This is a genomic window from Faecalimonas sp. (assembly GCA_029264305.1).
Lineage (GTDB): Bacteria > Bacillota > Clostridia > Lachnospirales > Lachnospiraceae > Faecalimonas.
Window position 1 is genome coordinate 40,245 of sequence record JARICA010000018.1, and the last position, 16,656, is coordinate 56,900.

General features: G+C 32.3%; 17 protein-coding genes. 16 read left to right on the plus strand and 1 reads right to left on the minus strand.

All coding sequences use genetic code 11. The annotated features are described in order from the left end of the window. From miaA to ACY2U7_RS05780, 15 genes are all read left to right on the plus strand, one after another. The gene (gene miaA / locus ACY2U7_RS05710) at positions 1–954 is read left to right on the plus strand and encodes a tRNA (adenosine(37)-N6)-dimethylallyltransferase MiaA (RefSeq protein WP_461816041.1); all 954 of its coding nucleotides are present in this window, start codon (positions 1–3) and stop codon (positions 952–954) included. Further along, positions 948–2,234, plus strand: a complete 1,287-nt coding sequence (locus ACY2U7_RS05715) for a methionine gamma-lyase family protein (RefSeq protein WP_461816042.1) — start codon at positions 948–950, stop codon at positions 2,232–2,234. Before miaA ends, ACY2U7_RS05715 begins: the two co-directional genes overlap by 7 nt. Next, positions 2,159–3,490, plus strand: a complete 1,332-nt coding sequence (locus ACY2U7_RS05720) for a BaiN/RdsA family NAD(P)/FAD-dependent oxidoreductase (protein ID WP_461816043.1) — start codon at positions 2,159–2,161, stop codon at positions 3,488–3,490. Before ACY2U7_RS05715 ends, ACY2U7_RS05720 begins: the two co-directional genes overlap by 76 nt. Beyond that, positions 3,483–5,075: an NAD(P)/FAD-dependent oxidoreductase gene (locus tag ACY2U7_RS05725; protein WP_461816044.1), complete on the plus strand. Its 1,593-nt coding sequence runs from the start codon at positions 3,483–3,485 to the stop codon at positions 5,073–5,075. Before ACY2U7_RS05720 ends, ACY2U7_RS05725 begins: the two co-directional genes overlap by 8 nt. Before the next feature lie 98 nt (positions 5,076–5,173). After that, positions 5,174–5,869 (plus strand): RadC family protein, encoded by a 696-nt coding sequence (gene radC / locus ACY2U7_RS05730; RefSeq protein WP_461812743.1) that lies wholly within the window; start codon positions 5,174–5,176, stop codon positions 5,867–5,869. 19 nt (positions 5,870–5,888) lie between these two features. Then, positions 5,889–6,911: a rod shape-determining protein gene (locus ACY2U7_RS05735; protein ID WP_461812744.1), complete on the plus strand. Its 1,023-nt coding sequence runs from the start codon at positions 5,889–5,891 to the stop codon at positions 6,909–6,911. Position 6,912: 1 nt separating this feature from the next. Beyond that, positions 6,913–7,776, plus strand: a complete 864-nt coding sequence (mreC, locus tag ACY2U7_RS05740) for a rod shape-determining protein MreC (protein ID WP_461812745.1) — start codon at positions 6,913–6,915, stop codon at positions 7,774–7,776. Between the two features lie 13 nt (positions 7,777–7,789). Beyond that, positions 7,790–8,320: a rod shape-determining protein MreD gene (mreD, locus tag ACY2U7_RS05745; RefSeq protein WP_461812746.1), complete on the plus strand. Its 531-nt coding sequence runs from the start codon at positions 7,790–7,792 to the stop codon at positions 8,318–8,320. Further along, a complete protein-coding gene (locus tag ACY2U7_RS05750) occupies positions 8,301–11,183 on the plus strand; it encodes a penicillin-binding transpeptidase domain-containing protein (protein WP_461812747.1) in 2,883 nt (960 codons plus the stop codon). Before mreD ends, ACY2U7_RS05750 begins: the two co-directional genes overlap by 20 nt. A gap of 20 nt (positions 11,184–11,203) precedes the next feature. After that, complete coding sequence (locus ACY2U7_RS05755) at positions 11,204–11,893, plus strand: septum site-determining protein MinC (RefSeq protein ID WP_461812748.1); 690 nt, start codon at positions 11,204–11,206, stop codon at positions 11,891–11,893. Then, positions 11,875–12,666 (plus strand): septum site-determining protein MinD, encoded by a 792-nt coding sequence (gene minD / locus ACY2U7_RS05760; RefSeq protein ID WP_461812749.1) that lies wholly within the window; start codon positions 11,875–11,877, stop codon positions 12,664–12,666. The genes ACY2U7_RS05755 and minD overlap by 19 nt, the downstream gene beginning before the upstream one ends. Before the next feature lie 12 nt (positions 12,667–12,678). Next, positions 12,679–12,909, plus strand: coding sequence for a cell division topological specificity factor MinE (gene minE / locus ACY2U7_RS05765; protein WP_461812750.1), 231 nt, complete (start codon positions 12,679–12,681; stop codon positions 12,907–12,909). A 14-nt stretch (positions 12,910–12,923) separates the two neighbouring features. Further along, the gene (locus ACY2U7_RS05770; RefSeq protein ID WP_461812751.1) at positions 12,924–14,036 is read left to right on the plus strand and encodes an FtsW/RodA/SpoVE family cell cycle protein; all 1,113 of its coding nucleotides are present in this window, start codon (positions 12,924–12,926) and stop codon (positions 14,034–14,036) included. An 18-nt stretch (positions 14,037–14,054) separates the two neighbouring features. After that, complete coding sequence (locus tag ACY2U7_RS05775) at positions 14,055–14,450, plus strand: methylglyoxal synthase (RefSeq protein WP_461812752.1); 396 nt, start codon at positions 14,055–14,057, stop codon at positions 14,448–14,450. Beyond that, positions 14,434–15,399, plus strand: coding sequence for a D-alanyl-D-alanine carboxypeptidase family protein (locus ACY2U7_RS05780; RefSeq protein ID WP_461812753.1), 966 nt, complete (start codon positions 14,434–14,436; stop codon positions 15,397–15,399). Before ACY2U7_RS05775 ends, ACY2U7_RS05780 begins: the two co-directional genes overlap by 17 nt. 34 nt (positions 15,400–15,433) lie before the next feature. Here ACY2U7_RS05780 and ACY2U7_RS05785 read toward each other — a convergent pair whose 3' ends face one another. Beyond that, positions 15,434–15,631: a DUF378 domain-containing protein gene (locus tag ACY2U7_RS05785; RefSeq protein ID WP_461812754.1), complete on the minus strand. Its 198-nt coding sequence runs from the start codon at positions 15,629–15,631 to the stop codon at positions 15,434–15,436. Positions 15,632–15,702: 71 nt separating this feature from the next. Between ACY2U7_RS05785 and mnmL the strand changes: the two genes are divergently transcribed. Next, the gene (gene mnmL / locus ACY2U7_RS05790) at positions 15,703–16,650 is read left to right on the plus strand and encodes a tRNA modification radical SAM protein MnmL/YtqA (protein ID WP_461816045.1); all 948 of its coding nucleotides are present in this window, start codon (positions 15,703–15,705) and stop codon (positions 16,648–16,650) included. The last annotated feature ends 6 nt before the right edge of the window (positions 16,651–16,656 follow it).

Sequence of the window (16,656 nt, forward strand, 5' to 3'; positions counted from 1 at the left end):
ATGAATAAAAAGCCATTAATTATTTTAACAGGACCTACTGCTGTTGGAAAAACAAAAGCATCTATTGATTTAGCAAAAACAATAGGTGGAGAAATTATTTCTGCAGATTCTATGCAAGTCTATAGACATATGGATATTGGTTCAGCCAAAATTACGAAAGAAGAAATGCAAGGTGTAAAGCATTATTTGATTGATGTGTTAGAACCAGATGAAGAATTTCATGTAGTGAAATTTCAGCAATTAGCAAAAAAAGCAATGGAAGAAATCTATGAAAAAGGGAAAATTCCTATTCTTGTAGGGGGAACAGGATTTTACATTCAAGCGCTTTTATATGATATTGATTTCACTGAAAATAACGAAGACGTTACGTACAGAAAAGAATTAGAAGAAATTGCTAATATAAAAGGAGCAGAATATCTTCATAAAATGCTTGAAAATGTGGACGAGAAGTCCGCTCAAATGATTCATAAAAATAATGTGAAACGTGTAATAAGAGCGTTAGAATTTTTCAAACAGACTGGCCAGAAAATATCTGAACATAATGAAAGAGAAAGAGCAAAAGAATCTCCATATCAATTTTGTTATTTTGTATTAAATGACACAAGAGAACATTTATATGGGCGTATTGAAATACGAATTGATCATATGTTAAAAGAAGGGCTTGTTGATGAAGTAAGGACATTAAAAGAAAAAGGATATAATCGCGATATGACATCTATGCAAGGCCTTGGTTATAAAGAAATTTTAGATTATTTAAATGGTGTTTATTCATTAGAAGAGGCAATCTATATTTTAAAGCGTGATACAAGACATTTTGCAAAACGTCAGATTACATGGTTTAAGCGAGAAAAAGATGTTATATGGGTGAATAAAGATCAATTGAATTATAGTGAGGAGAAAATATTAGAATTTCTTCTTAAAAAAATAAAAGAAAGGATTACATTTTCATGTTAGAAACAAAAGAACAATATAAACAATTAGGAATTTCAGAGGAAGTCTATGCATTTGGGGAAAAAATAGAACAAAAATTAAAAGAGCGTTTTCAAAAAGTAGATGAAGTTGCCGAATTTAATCAATTAAAAGTGATTCAGGCGATGCAGGAAAGAAGGGTAAGTGAGGCGTGCTTTAATTATGCTAGTGGGTATGGATACAATGATTTAGGACGAGATACGCTTGAAGAAGTTTATGCAAGTGTATTTCATACAGAAGCCTCTTTAGTAAGACCTCAAATCACTTGTGGTACACATGCACTTGCACTTGCGTTAAGCGCAAATTTACGGCCAGGAGATGAACTTCTATCACCAGCAGGTAAGCCTTATGATACACTTGAGGAAGTGATTGGGATTCGTGAATCAAAAGGTTCGCTTGCAGAATATGGAATTTCATATCGACAAGTAGATTTGCTTCCGAATGGTACATTTGATTATGAAAAGATCGAAAAGGCAATTACTGAAAAAACAAAATTAGTTACGATCCAACGTTCTAAAGGTTATCAAACAAGACCAAGTTTTTCGGTTACACAAATTGGAGAATTAATTTCTTTTGTTAAGAAAATCAAACCGGATGTAATCTGTATGGTAGATAATTGTTATGGAGAATTTGTTGAAACAATAGAACCGAGTGATGTTGGAGCGGATATGGTTGTAGGTTCTCTTATTAAAAATCCAGGAGGAGGATTAGCTCCAATAGGTGGATATATTGCTGGGAAAAATGAATGTATTGAAAATTGTGCTTATCGTTTAACCTCTCCAGGTTTGGGAAAGGAAGTAGGTGCATCTCTTGGTGTTATGCAATCATTTTATCAAGGACTCTTTTTATCACCTACAGTTGTAAGTGGTGCATTAAAAGGAGCCATATTTGCTGCTAATATCTATGAACAATTAGGATTTCCAGTTATTCCAAATGGAAGTGAAAGTCGTCATGATATTATTCAAGCAGTCGAATTTGGAACTCCGGAAGGAGTCATCGCATTTTGTCAAGGAATTCAAGCAGCAGCACCTGTAGATAGTTATGTTACTCCTGAACCATGGGCAATGCCTGGGTATGATAGTGATGTAATTATGGCTGCCGGAGCATTTGTACAAGGTTCTTCTATTGAATTAAGTGCAGATGGACCAATTAAACCACCGTATGCAGTTTATTTCCAAGGTGGACTTACATGGACACATGCAAAATTAGGAATTTTAATGAGCTTAGAAAAATTAGTGCAGGCTGGTCTTGTGAAATTGTCTTAGTAAAGCGAAAGGATATTATGGGAAATAATAAAAAAATTGTTGTCATTGGAGGAGGAGCATCTGGTTTGATGGCAAGCATTATAGCAGCTAGAAATGGGGCAGATGTTACTATTTTAGAACATAAAGAAAAAATAGGTAAGAAAATCTTGGCAACTGGAAATGGTAGATGTAACTTTACAAATGCGAATATGAATAGCGAATGTTTCCATGGAGAAGATATAAAGGGGATAAGTTCTGTATTAAATAGATTTGGTACACAAGATACACTTGATTTTTTTTCTACACTTGGTGTTCTTGCGAAAAATAGAAATGGATATTATTATCCTAAATCTAATCAAGCATCTGCGATTGTAGATGTGCTTAACATGGAACTGAAACGACAGAATGTAGAAATCGTATGCAATAGTCACGTTACAACGATAACGAAGAGAAAACAATTTGAAATTATTTCTTCTACGGGAAGTTATATTGCGGATTCGGTTATTTTAGCAACAGGAGGGAAAGCTGCAACTTCTCTTGGTTCGGATGGAAGTGGATATACTCTTGCAAAAGGATTTGGACATACTATTTCTCCTATAGTTCCAGCATTAGTGCAATTGCATGGAAACGGAAGTTTTTTTAAACAAATTTCAGGTGTACGCTCAGATGCCAAAATCTCTCTTTATGTTGACGGAAAATTGTTCGGAGAAGATATAGGAGAAATCCAATTTACGGATTATGGTGTATCGGGAATACCAGTTTTTCAAATTAGTCGATTTGCGGCCATTGCACTTTATGAAAAGAAAACGCCCAAAGTAATTTTAGATTTTTTTCCAGAATTTTCAAAAGAAGCATTAACAAAATTTTTTAGAAACAGAATAGAGCAAAATAATGAAAAGAAAGCTGGAGAATTTCTTGTGGGATTGATTAATAAAAAGTTGATACCGATTTTACTTAGAGCATCAGGAGTAAGAGAAAGAACACTGATTTCTAAAGTGGAAAAAGAACGATTAGAGCGTTTGATTGATAAATGTAAAGGATTTGAAATAGAAATCATTAAAACAAATTCTTTTGAACAAGCACAAGTTTGTGCAGGTGGTGTTCGATTAAACGAAATAGATTTAGGTACAATGGAATCTTTGTATGCAAAAGGACTTTATATCACAGGAGAACTTTTGGATATAGATGGAATTTGTGGAGGTTATAATTTACAGTGGGCATGGACCACTGGTTATATAGCTGGAGAAAATGCTGCGAGAGGGAAAAAATATGATTAGAATTCATCAAATAAAATTACCAATTACACATACACAAGAAGAGTTGCAGAAAAAAATTGGAAAAATGTTACGCATATCTGTAAGTGAGATAAAAGAGATGAAAATTATTAAGCAGTCCATTGATGCAAGAAAAAAGCCAGAAATTTTTTATACATATACTGTAGATGTAACTGTTCCCAAAGAAAAAAGTGTTTTGCATAAAGTTAAAAATAATCAGATTATGTTCTCGCCTTCTGTCAAATATCATTTTTCACCAACTGGGAAAAATCCTATGCACTATCGACCAATTATTGTAGGGAGTGGACCAGCAGGACTTTTTTGTGCTTATATACTTGCTAAACATGGATATAAACCACTTTTGCTAGAAAGAGGTGCAGCAGTAGATGAAAGAATAAAGGATGTAGAGAAATTTTGGCAGACGGGGAATTTAGATTTGAATTCTAATGTACAGTTCGGAGAAGGTGGTGCGGGAACATTTTCCGACGGGAAATTAAATACACTTGTAAAAGATTCTTTTGGAAGGAATCAAAAGGTTTTAGAGATTTTCGTGGAGAATGGAGCACCGGAAGATATTTGTTATAAAAATAAACCTCATATCGGGACAGATATTCTTGCAAAAGTAGTAAAAAAGATGCGTCAATCTATTATCAACAATGGAGGCGAAGTACGTTTTCGTAGCCAAGTAACGGATATTTGTATAGAAAATCAGAAAATAACACAATTAGTTATTAATGGAGAAGAAAAAATACCATGTGAAACAGTTGTTTTTGCGATAGGACATAGTGCAAGAGATACTTTTGAACTGTTGTATAAAAAACACATACCAATGGAGGCGAAATCTTTTGCAGTTGGTGTACGTGTAGAACATTTACAATCTATGATTAATTTTTCTCAATATGGTATGGAAGAAGAGCCGTTACTTTCTGCTGCATCTTATAAAGTGGCTGAACAATTACCAAATGGAAGAGGAGTCTATTCGTTTTGTATGTGTCCGGGAGGGTATGTAGTCAACGCATCTTCTGAAGAAAAACGTTTAGCCATAAATGGAATGAGTTATCATAGTAGAAATGGGAAAAATGCAAATAGTGCAATTATTGTTACTGTAACACCAGAAGATTACAAGGGAGCGAACGCGCTTTCTGGAGTGGAATTTCAGAGAAGGTTAGAAGAAAGAGCATATCAATTAGCGGGAGGAAAAATTCCTGTACAGCGTTATGGTGATTTTTGTAAAAATAGAGTTTCATCTTGTTTTGGAAAAGTGACACCATACATGAAAGGAAATTATGAATTTGCTAATGTTAGATCAATTTTTCCAGAAGAAATCGCAAAATCTATTGAAGAAGGAATGAAAAAATTTAACAACAAAATTCGAGGATTTTCGCAAGAGGATACATTGCTTTCTGGAGTGGAAAGTAGAACCTCTTCTCCAGTAAGAATAAAAAGAGGAGAGGGATTGATGAGCGAAATTGTGGGATTTTATCCGTGTGGAGAAGGTGCGGGATATGCAGGAGGTATTACTTCTGCAGCAATGGATGGATTAAAAGTAGCTGAAGAAATTGCAAAGATTTATCGAGCATTCGACTAAATTCGATTTTCTTCAGAAAAAATTAATTTGTTTAGTGTGTACACTCATTTTAAAGTATGCTAAAATAAATCTTGTGTCGTAATGAGTCTATAATAAAAATGAGTCAAACAAAGAAAATAAAAGATATGATAGAAGAGGAGCGTCCATATGAAAAATGTGAACGCTTGGGTGTAAATAGTTTGACAGATATTGAACTTTTAGCAGTTTTGTTAAGAAATGGATCGATTAATTGTAACTCTCTTGAGTTAGCAAGACGTATTTTATATCCTTCAAATCAAAAAGGGGGACTTGTTAATTTACATCAGTACTCTTTGACACAACTTAAGAAAATTCACGGAATTGGACGTGTAAAAGCACTTCAGATAGTTTGCATTGTGGAATTGAGCAAAAGACTTTCCAAAGCCTCCGCAATCAAAGGTCTTGATTTTTCATCTGCCGCAAAGATTGCAGAATATTATATGGAAGACCTGCGACATCATCAGCAGGAACATATGAAACTTCTCATGTTAAATACAAAAGCGAGATTAATAGGAGAAACAAATATTTCAAAAGGGACTGTGAATGCATCTTTAGTATCTCCACGCGAATTATTTATTGAGGCTCTGCAAAAAAATGCTGTATCTATTATATTGTTGCATAATCATCCAAGCGGTGATCCAAATCCAAGTAAAGAAGATATTTTAATTACAAAAAGGATAAAAGAAGCAGGAAAATTAATTGGGATTGAGTTGCTTGATCATATTATTATTGGCAACAACTGTTATATCAGTTTAGCAGAGCAAGAGTTGATATAACCCATTGAGAGGAAATAGAATGTTAGGGAATATATATGGATTAGACTTGGGAACATATGAGATTAAAGTATATGATAAAAAAAGGGATACAATTTGGACAGAAAAGAATGCGATTGCTATTGAAAATGAAAATAGCATTTTTTCAGTAGGTGATGAGGCATATGAAATGTATGAGAAAGCACCAGATAATATTGAAGTTGTTTTCCCAATGAAAGAAGGAGAAATTTCTCATTTTAATGATTTACAATACCTGTTGCAAAATTTATTGAAAAAAGGAAAGCGTTTTTCTCGTGGTTCTAAATATATAATTGCCGTTCCTACAGATGTTACAGAAGTGCAGAAACGTGCTTTTTTTGACTTAGTTATTCATTCAACAGCAAAAGCGAAAGAAGTTAATATTGTAGAACGTGGAATTGCAGATGCTGTTGGAATTGGTTTAGATGTTCAAAGTGAAAAAGGGCTTTTCATTGCCAATTTTGGTGGGGAAATCACAGAATTATCTGTTTTATCTTATGGAGGTCTTGTTCTGAACAGAATAGTCAAAGTGGGCGGAGTGACATTGGATGAAGCAATTGTTAATCGTGTTCGACATAATCATGATTTTCTTATTGGAAGGCTGACTGCTGAAACACTCAGAAAAGAATTTGGTATTTTTGATGATGCAAGTAATCACACGCTTTCTGTTGCGGGAAGAAATCTGATTTCAGGTGTTCCGACACAATATGACGTTTCTATTAGTCTTGTGCGAGCAGCTATAAAGGAATCTCTTGAAGAGATAAGTCGTTCTATAAAATCTTTAATTGAACGTACTCCTCCAGAAGTGTTAACAGAGGTAAAGAAAAATGGAATATATATGACTGGAGGATTGGCAAATTTAAGAGGTCTTTCAACATATATGGAAGCAACAACAGGATTAAAGGTAACATTAGCAAAGAATCCAGAACTAAGTGCAGTCAATGGATTAAAAAAAATAATTTTATCAAAAGAATTACAAAAACTAGCATATTCAATGCTTGATGAAAATTTTAGGTGGATGAGATAATATGAAAGGAAAAAATCAACTATCAGTACCAAGTAAATATTGGCTATTAATTATTACTACAATCTGTATTATTTTTATCGGATTGTCTTTAGTTTCAGAAAAGGCATCTGGACCTTTTAAGGCAGTTGCTGATTATACCGTTGTACCTATGCAAAAAGGAATCAATAGGGTTGGAATGTATCTAAGTGATTTGACAGAAAATTTTGATACATTGCAAGATGTTAAGGCAGAAAATAAATCTCTAAAAAAGAAAGTAGATTCTTTAACTATTTCTAATAATCGTTTACAACAAGATAAATATGAATTAGAAAGATTAAGAGAATTGTATAAATTAGATCAAACATATTCTGATTATGAAAAAGTTGGGGCTCGTGTTATTGGAAATAATGGAAGCAACTGGTTCAGTACTTTTACTATTGATAAAGGTAGTGAAGATGGAATCAAAGTAGATATGAATGTTATTGCAGGCACAGGTCTTGTCGGAATTGTAACAAAAGTAGGACCACATTCTTCGGAAGTAAGAGCAATTATAGATGATCAAAGTAATGTAAGTGGTATGGTATTGTCTACGTCAGATACTTGTGTCGTGCGTGGAGATTTAAAACTACTTTCAGATGGTAGAATTCGTTTTGAGCAACTTGCCAATAATACTACAAAAGTAAAAGAAGGTGAGCAAATTGTTACTTCGCAAATTAGTTCAAAATATGTACAAGGTATTCTTATTGGTTACATCAGTGAAATTAATGTGGATGATAACAATTTAACACGTTCTGGTTATATTACGCCGGTTGTAGATTTTAAAAAACTTCAGGAAGTATTGGTTATTACTTCTACAAAGAAAGATTTAGTCGAGAAAAAGAAATAAGGAGAAAAATCTAATGAAGATAAAAAGAAAAATAATAACTTTTTTCATCATTATAGTTTGCTTTTTGCTTGAAACGACAGTCTTTCCAAGCATTTCGTTAGCAGGTGTCACACCAAATCTTCTTGTTGTAATCGTTTCCTCTTTTGGTTTTATGAGAGGAAAGAATGAAGGTATGGTTGTAGGCTTTATATGTGGATTAATGGTGGATGTTTTTTTTGGATTGCAGGGAGTAATTGGGTTTTATGCTTTGATTTATACATTGCTCGGTTATGCAAATGGGTTTTTTAAGCGTTTGTTTTACGACGAAGATATTAAACTTCCTTTAGCATTGATTGCAGGAAGCGAACTGTTATACGGTTTAGTTATTTATATATGTGTTTATCTAATGAGAAGTAAATTTGATTTTATTTATTACTTATTGCATATTATTATGCCGGAATTAATGTATACTATTTTAGTAACATTAGTGTTATACCAGATTATTTTACACATTAATCGAAAACTTGAAACCGAAGAGAAAAGGAGTGCAAGTAAATTTGTTTAATCGAATAAAAGAAGCAATTAATGAAATATTAAAGTCCAGACTATTTGTTGTGGTTATCGTATGTTTTATTTTATTTGGTATTTTGATTCAAAGATGTTTCAGTTTGCAAATTGTAAATGGTCAAAATTATTTAGATAACTATAAATTACAGATACAAAAAACGAGAGAAGTACAAGGTACTAGAGGAATTATTTATGATAGAAACGGTCAAGTGTTAGCAGAAAATAAGTTGGCATATACAGTAACTATTGAAGATAATGGTACTTATGAAGATAAAAAAGAAAAAAACAAGAAAATCAATCAAATAATTGAAAAGGTAATTGGAATTATTGAAAAAAATGGAGACGCAATTATTAATGATTTTGGAATTGTGTTAGATGAAAATAATGAATATAGTTTTCTTCATCCAGAAGGAACAGCTAGGATGAGATTTATTGCTGACGTATATGGAAAAGCAAAAGTGGACAGTTTGTCGAAAGAGCAAAAAGAATCTAAACCTAATGATATTATCAAATATCTTTGCGACAACAAACAATACGGTTATGGTATAGATAGAAAAAAATACGATAAAGAAATGGTTCTAAAATTAATTAATGTCCGATATGCAATGGGATTGAATAGTTTTCAAAAATACATTCCTACTACAATTGCTTCTGATGTTAGTAATGAAACAGTAGCAGCAATTATGGAGAATTTGGATGAATTACAAGGAGTAGACATTCAAGAAGATTCACTCCGTTCTTATCCAAATAGTAAATATTTTGCTTCTATACTAGGATATACTGGAAAAATATCTACAGAAGAATATGAAAATTTTAAAGCAGATGGGAAAAAATATTCTAAAACAGATATTATCGGAAAAGCTGGATTAGAGCAGTCTATGGATGAAATATTGCAAGGGAAAAACGGAAAAGAAGTTCTTTATGTAAATAATGTAGGAAAAATTATTGAACGAGACAAGACAACAAAAGCAGAAGCTGGAAATAATTTATATTTATCTATTGATAAAAATTTACAAATTGCTACTTATAAAATTTTGGAAGAACAATTGGCAGGTATTATTCTTGCTAATATGAGAAATGTAATGAATTTTGAAAAACGGGCAGGAACGCAAGATGTAAAAGTAATTCCATTTGATGATGTTTTAAATTCATTTTTTGCTAATAATATTTTGAATATTAAACATTTTTCGGATAAAAATGCGAAAACAAAAGAAACTGCTGTTTATCAAAAATTTTTAAAGAGAAAAGATGTTATGTTGAATCGAATTATAGATGAATTAGATTCTGCATCAGCGAAACCATACAAAAATCTTTCAAAGGAAATGCAGGCATATATGAGTTATGTTGCGAATGATGTTTTAACAAAAAATGCCGGGATTTTAGTGAAAGATAAAATTGATACAAATGATAAAATATATAAGGCATGGAAAGAAGACGATTCTATTAGTTTGAAAGAATATCTGCAATATGCAATTTCAAAAAACTGGGTAGACACTTCAAAACTTCAAGATTATATTGAAGGAAAAGGAGATTATTCCGATGCGAATGAAGTGTATAAAGGAATGCTTTCTTTTGTAAAAGAATATTTGTCATCTAATATAGGGTTCGATAAATTGATCTATAAATATATGATTAAAGATGGCACGATTACAGGAAAAGAAATTTGCTTGATGTTATATGAACAAGGGGTATTAAAATATGATGAAAAGCAAGTAAATGCGTTAAATGCAGGAACAATAAACGCTTATGATTTCCTTCGTGGAAAGATTAAATCTTTAGAAATCACACCTGGACAATTAGGACTTGAACCTTGTACTGCATCAGCAGTTGTTACAGATGTAAATACGGGAGCAATATTGGCTTGCGTTTCTTATCCTGGATATGATAATAATCGTCTTGCAAACACAATGGATTCCGAATACTATAATGAACTGGTTACTGGATTATCTAGACCTCTTTATAATAATGCCACTCAAGAAACAACAGCTCCAGGTTCTACATTTAAACCAATTTCTGCTGTTGCTGGTTTAACAGAAGGGGTAATTACAGGTGGAACAACTTTCACTTGTACAGGTAAATTTACAAAAATCACGCCAAGTCCGAAATGCTGGATTTATCCAGGGGCACATGGTGGATTAAATATTACAGGAGCCATTTCTCATTCATGTAATATATTTTTTAGTGAAATGGCATACCGGATGAGTATGGATGAAAAGGGGAATTATTCAAGTAAAAAAGGTATCGAGATTTTAACCAAATATGCAAAAATGTTTGCGTTGGATCAAAAATCAGGTGTTGAAATTCCAGAATCTTCATCTACTATTTCTACTGAAGATGCAGTTCGTTCTGCTTTTGGTCAGGGTACAAATAACTATACTGTCACACAACTTTCGCGTTATGTATCAGCTGTAGCAAATAAAGGTACTGTATATGATTTGACTTTATTAAACAAAGTTGAAACTGTAGATAAAAAAGTAGTAAAAGAATACGAACCAAAAGTAAATAATAAAATAAAAGATGTTTCAAAGACGACATGGAATCTTGTTCATCAAGGTATGGAAAGTATGGTGTCTTCGAGTGGGGTTTTCAAATCATTAAAAAAATCTAACTTTAAAATGTCTGGTAAAACAGGTACTGCACAACAAAGTAAGTTACATCCGGATCATGCGTTATTTGTAGGGTTTGCGCCAAGTGATGCACCACAAATTAGTGTTGCTATTCGTATAGCAAATGGACACAAATCAGCATTTGCTGCAGAAATTGGACGAGATATTGTAAGATATTATTTCAACTTAGCAAATAGTTCGGAAATTATTCATAACGAAGCATCTTCTGTAACATCTGCAACAGTAGGTGATTAGAAAAAAGGGGTGAGAATAAAATGAATCGCTTAGTTACAGTTAAAAGTAATAAGTACGGCCTCTTAATTCAACTTCATCCAAATGTAGATTTCAAAGAATTATTAGATGAAGTTAATAGAATTTTCAATGATACAGTTAAATTTTTTCATCATGCAAAATTAGCTGTTTCATTTGAGGGGCGTATTCTCACAAAAGATGAAGAACATCAATTAATCGAGATGATTTCTAAAACAGCTCAAATTGAAATTGTGTGTATAATAGACAATGATAAAAAACGCGAGCAAGTGTACAAAAGATGTGTGGAAGAAAGCCTTTTAGAAAAGGAATTAAAAGATGGTTTGTTTTGTAAAGGGAGTCTGCACAAAAAACAAGTATTAGAATCGGAAAAAAGTATTATTCTTTTAGGCGATGTAGATGAAGGGGCAACGATAGCTGCGAAAGGGAATATTGTTGTCCTTGGAAAATTAAAAGGAAATGCTTATGCAGGAATTACTGGTAGACAAAATTCTTTTGTTTTTTCGCTTTCGATGCAACCAAATCAATTAAAAATTGGAAGTTTGGCAGTAAAACCAATCATGGTCACAAAAAATGAGTATATGTCTATGATGCCTCAAATCGCAATTCAAAATGGAAAAAGTATAACATTTCAATCAATATTTGATGATGAGGCTTACATACAGGAGGAATTAAAATGGGCGAAATTATTGTAGTAACATCTGGAAAAGGTGGTGTTGGAAAAACAACTAGTACTGCCAATATAGGTGTTGGACTGGCAAAGTTGGGTAAAAAAGTAGTTGTTATTGATACGGATTTGGGTTTAAGAAATTTGGATGTAGTTATGGGATTGGAAAATCGCATTGTTTACAATCTTGTAGATGTGATTGAAGGCAATTGTCGATTAAAACAAGCTTTGATCAGAGATAAAAGATATGAGGAATTATATCTTCTTCCATCTGCACAAACGAAAGATAAGACGGCAATTTCTCCAGAGCAGATGAAAAAATTAACTTCAGAATTAAAGGAAGAATTTGATTTTGTTTTACTTGATTGTCCAGCTGGAATTGAGCAAGGATTTCAAAATGCAATTGCAGGTGCAAACAGAGCAATCATAGTCACAACGCCAGAAGTATCGGCTATCCGAGATGCAGATCGCATCATTGGCTTATTAGAACAAAATAAAATCAAAAATTTAGAATTAATTATCAATCGCATTCGTATTGACATGGTAAAAAGAGGAGATATGATGTCGATTGATGATGTGACCGAGATTCTTGCAATTCATTTGCTAGGAGCTATTCCGGATGATGAAAATATTGTTATTAGTACAAACCAAGGGGAAGTGGTTGTTGGATGTGAAAGTCTTTCTGGAAAAGCTTATGAAAATATATGTCGGCGTATTTTAGGCGAAGATGTTCCACTATTAGATTTGGATGAGCATAGAGGCTTTTTTAAAAAACTTTCTAATCTCTTTCAGAAAAATTAGGAGGTTAGACAAATGAATGTATTTGAATCAGGACAGAAGAGAAATTCTGTTGTTATTGCAAAAGACAGATTAAAAGTTCTTTTGATTTCAGACAGAGTAAATTGTACACCCGATACATTCGAAAAATTACAAAATGAATTATATTTAACAGTTTCAAAGTACATAGAAGTATCTCCAGAAGTATTTGATGTTGAAATTACAAAATCTAATATTTCGATTAAATTAGCTGGAGAATGTAATTAACTGGAGGATAAGCAGTGAAATTAATAAAAAATTATCAACTAAAAAATTTAAAAATTTCTTTGATTGTACTTGTTTTGGCAATTTCTACAATAGGAATACTTGTTGTAGGAAGTGCTAAGCCAAGTTATCAAGGGAAACAAATTATGGGAGTTATTTTAGGCATTATAACTATGCTTATTGTTGCAGTAATCGATTACAATTGGATATTAAATTTTGCATGGATTATGTATGCCATAAACGTAGTGTTACTAGTCCTTGTAAAATTAATTGGTAAAGAAGTAAATGGAGCACAAAGATGGATTGATTTGAAAGTTATTAGCGTACAACCTTCTGATTTGACTAAAATTTTTATGATTATCTTTTTTGCAAAGTTTTTGATGGATCACGAAGAAGATTTAAATGAACCAAAAAATATTATTAAAGCGGTACTTTTGATTTTACCTTCACTTGTTTTGATTGTGGCTCAACCTAATTTATCAAATACAATTTGTCTTGCTGCACTTTTTTGTATACTTATGTTTATTGGCGGTTTGAGTTATAAGTTTATTCGTACTGTACTTTTAATCGCAGTTCCTTTAGTTATTATCTTTTTAATTATTGCAGTACAACCTAATCAAAAATTACTTAAGTCGTATCAACAAAAACGTATTCTTTCGTGGTTAGAACCAGATAAATATGCAGATCAAGAAGCATATCAACAGATTAATTCGCTTATGGCAATTGGTTCTGGACAAGCAACGGGAAAAGGGTTAAACAATAAAGGGACAACTTCAGTAAAAAATGGTAATTTTATTTCAGAACCACAAACAGACTTTATTTTCGCCATAATTGGAGAAGAATTAGGATTTGTTGGTTGTTGTATTACAATAATTTTGTTGTTATTAATTGTAATACAATGTATAATAATAGGTACGAAAGCACAAAATCTGGCAGGACAAATTATTTGTGGAGGAATAGCCGCACTAATAGGAATACAAACTTTTATTAATATTAGTGTGGCAACAAGAATTTTTCCAAATACAGGTATTCCTTTACCTTTTGTTAGTTACGGATTAACTTCTCTTGTAACTTTCTTTATTGGGATTGGATTAGTGCTTAATGTTGGTTTACAACCGAAAAAATATTAGTTAGGAGTTGATTTACAAATGAATATCGGATTAATTGCTCACGATGCGAAAAAAGCTCTTATGCAGAATTTTTGTATTGCATATCGCGGTATTTTGAAGAAACATAATTTATTTGCGACTGGTACAACAGGACGTTTGATTGAAGATGTTACGGTTTTGAATATTACAAAATATCTTGCAGGACCATTGGGGGGGATGCAACAATTAGGTGCTCAAATTGCACAGAATGATATTGATGCTTTAATTTTTCTTCGAGATCCAATGAATGTAAAACCACATGAACCAGATGTAAACGATGTTGTGCGTTTATGTGATATGCATAATATTCCAATTGCAACAAATGTTGCTACTGCGGAAATTTTGATTTTAGCAATAGAACGAGGAGATTTAGATTGGCGTGAAATGTATAGATAAATATATCAAAATGATTTTGTGTGGAATTTTAACTTCTTCATTTCTTATCGGTTGTGGTACTTCTGGAAGTAATCTTTCTACTTATGAAAACGAGCAATATAAGAAGACAGTTTATAAAGCTGATGGAATCGCTGAAAAACTTTGTGTAACGTCTAAAGAAGAGGTTTCTTACAAATCAGTTAATACCGATGCAACACTAAGTGCTGTTGGATTATTTGACCTTCATGATAAAAAAGTACTATATGGAAAAAATATTTATAAAAAAATTTATCCAGCAAGTACGACAAAAATTTTAACTGCTTTAGTTGCTTTGAAATATGGTAATTTAGATGATGTAGTAACTGTTTCAAAAACAGCAACAACATTTCCACCTGCAGCTTCATTGTGTGGGATTAAGGCTGGAGATAAACTTACTTTAAGAGAATTACTGTATGGATTGCTGATTCCTTCTGGGAATGATGCCGCAGTAGCAATTGCAGAACATATTTCTGGAAGTGTAGAAAATTTTGCTAAGTTAATGAATAAAGAAGCGTATGATATTGGTGCTACACATACACATTTTGTTAACCCTCATGGTCTACATGATAATAATCATTATACGACGGCGTACGATTTATACCTTATTTTTAATCAATGTATTCAATATGATGAGTTCATTAAGATTGTATCTGAAACGAAATACGATATGTCTGTTACCAGTACAGATGGAACAATTCGTACATTACCGTTGGAAACAACAAGCCTTTATGGATTAGGGAAGGCAGAAAAACCAGAACATTTAACTGTAATCGGTGGAAAGACTGGAAATACAGGAGAAGCAAAAAGATGTTTAGTATTGCTTTCAAAAAATGAAGAGGGTCATTTGTATGTTTCAATTGTTATGGGTGCGGAAACAAAATCTCTCGTATATAAAAATATGAATAAAATGCTTAATGCAGTTTCAGAATAATTAAAGGGAGGCAAAAACCTCCCTTTGTTTTATACTACATTTCTTTAATCCGTCCATATAAACTGATTAAGTATAACCCACAAAGTCCAATAATCGTATAAACTGCTCTTGATAGGAAGGATAATTCTCCAAATAAGAATGAAACAAGATCAAATTGAAAAATTCCGATTAAAAGCCAGTTGATTGCACCTAAAATAACTAATGTGAGTGCGGTATTGTCAAACCATTTCATATGATTCCCCCTTATTCATGATAGCAGTAGTATTTGCAAAAAAAATCAATTTATACATAGAGGAATAAACAATGAGTGAAAAAAAATTATATAATAAATATTCTGATTATCTGAAAGAAAAATATGGAGAAAAAGTATATAAACTTCCAATTAATCTCCCTCTTACATGTCCAAATAGAATAAATGGACATGGTTGTAGTTTTTGTGCAGATGTGGGCACTGGTTTTGAAGCAATGAAATCAACCGTTTCTGTTACAGAACAACTAGAAAAAACAAAAGAGTATATTTCAGGCAGATATCATGCAAAAAAATTTATTGCCTATTTTCAAAATTACACAAATACATATATGCCATTAGAAGTGTTTAAAAAGTATGTTTTAGAAGCTGTTAAGGTTTCGAATATTGTAGAAATTTCCATTTCTACGAGACCAGATTGTGTAAGAGAAGACTATCTACAATTTTTAAAAACTGTAGAAGAAACGTATCACATTTCTATTCATTTAGAATTGGGTTTGCAAACAGTAAATTATCATACACTTGATTTTATTTCAAGAGGTCATGGAATTGCAGAATATATTGATGCCGTAAAAAGAATACAGAGATATGGATTTTCTATTTGTACGCATTTAATTTTAAATCTCCCCCAGGATACATTGAGAGATACAATAGAAACAGCCAAAGTAGTTTCAGCACTAGAAACGGATATCGTGAAATTACATTCGCTTTACATTCCTAAAAACACACCATTGTGTGAGGCTTATGAACATGGTACAATTAAGTTATGTTCTAAAGAAGAATATATTGAGCGGCTTGCAATATTTTTGGCATATTTAAGTCCAAATATTATTGTTGAACGTTTATTTAGTCGTGTTCCAGAAAAAGATGCCGTATTCTCTAATTGGAATACAAGTTGGTGGAAATTACAAGATGAAGCACTTGCTTACATGAAGAAAAATAGATATTATCAGGGGAAATTTTATAATTACTTAAATGGAGCTGCATTAAATAGTTTATCATAGGAGGCT

What these genes read in the sequence shown, in the direction of transcription:
- miaA (WP_461816041.1), top strand. Translation starts at nt 1, where the DNA reads ATGAATAAAAAGCCATTAATTATTTTAACAGGACCTACTGCTGTTGGA.
- ACY2U7_RS05715 (WP_461816042.1), top strand. Translation starts at nt 948, where the DNA reads ATGTTAGAAACAAAAGAACAATATAAACAATTAGGAATTTCAGAGGAA.
- ACY2U7_RS05720 (WP_461816043.1), top strand. Translation starts at nt 2,159, where the DNA reads ATGGACACATGCAAAATTAGGAATTTTAATGAGCTTAGAAAAATTAGT.
- ACY2U7_RS05725 (WP_461816044.1), top strand. Translation starts at nt 3,483, where the DNA reads ATGATTAGAATTCATCAAATAAAATTACCAATTACACATACACAAGAA.
- radC (WP_461812743.1), top strand. Translation starts at nt 5,174, where the DNA reads ATGAGTCAAACAAAGAAAATAAAAGATATGATAGAAGAGGAGCGTCCA.
- ACY2U7_RS05735 (WP_461812744.1), top strand. Translation starts at nt 5,889, where the DNA reads ATGTTAGGGAATATATATGGATTAGACTTGGGAACATATGAGATTAAA.
- mreC (WP_461812745.1), top strand. Translation starts at nt 6,913, where the DNA reads ATGAAAGGAAAAAATCAACTATCAGTACCAAGTAAATATTGGCTATTA.
- mreD (WP_461812746.1), top strand. Translation starts at nt 7,790, where the DNA reads ATGAAGATAAAAAGAAAAATAATAACTTTTTTCATCATTATAGTTTGC.
- ACY2U7_RS05755 (WP_461812748.1), top strand. Translation starts at nt 11,204, where the DNA reads ATGAATCGCTTAGTTACAGTTAAAAGTAATAAGTACGGCCTCTTAATT.
- minD (WP_461812749.1), top strand. Translation starts at nt 11,875, where the DNA reads ATGGGCGAAATTATTGTAGTAACATCTGGAAAAGGTGGTGTTGGAAAA.
- minE (WP_461812750.1), top strand. Translation starts at nt 12,679, where the DNA reads ATGAATGTATTTGAATCAGGACAGAAGAGAAATTCTGTTGTTATTGCA.
- ACY2U7_RS05775 (WP_461812752.1), top strand. Translation starts at nt 14,055, where the DNA reads ATGAATATCGGATTAATTGCTCACGATGCGAAAAAAGCTCTTATGCAG.
- ACY2U7_RS05785 (WP_461812754.1), bottom strand. Translation starts at nt 15,631, where the DNA reads ATGAAATGGTTTGACAATACCGCACTCACATTAGTTATTTTAGGTGCA.
- mnmL (WP_461816045.1), top strand. Translation starts at nt 15,703, where the DNA reads ATGAGTGAAAAAAAATTATATAATAAATATTCTGATTATCTGAAAGAA.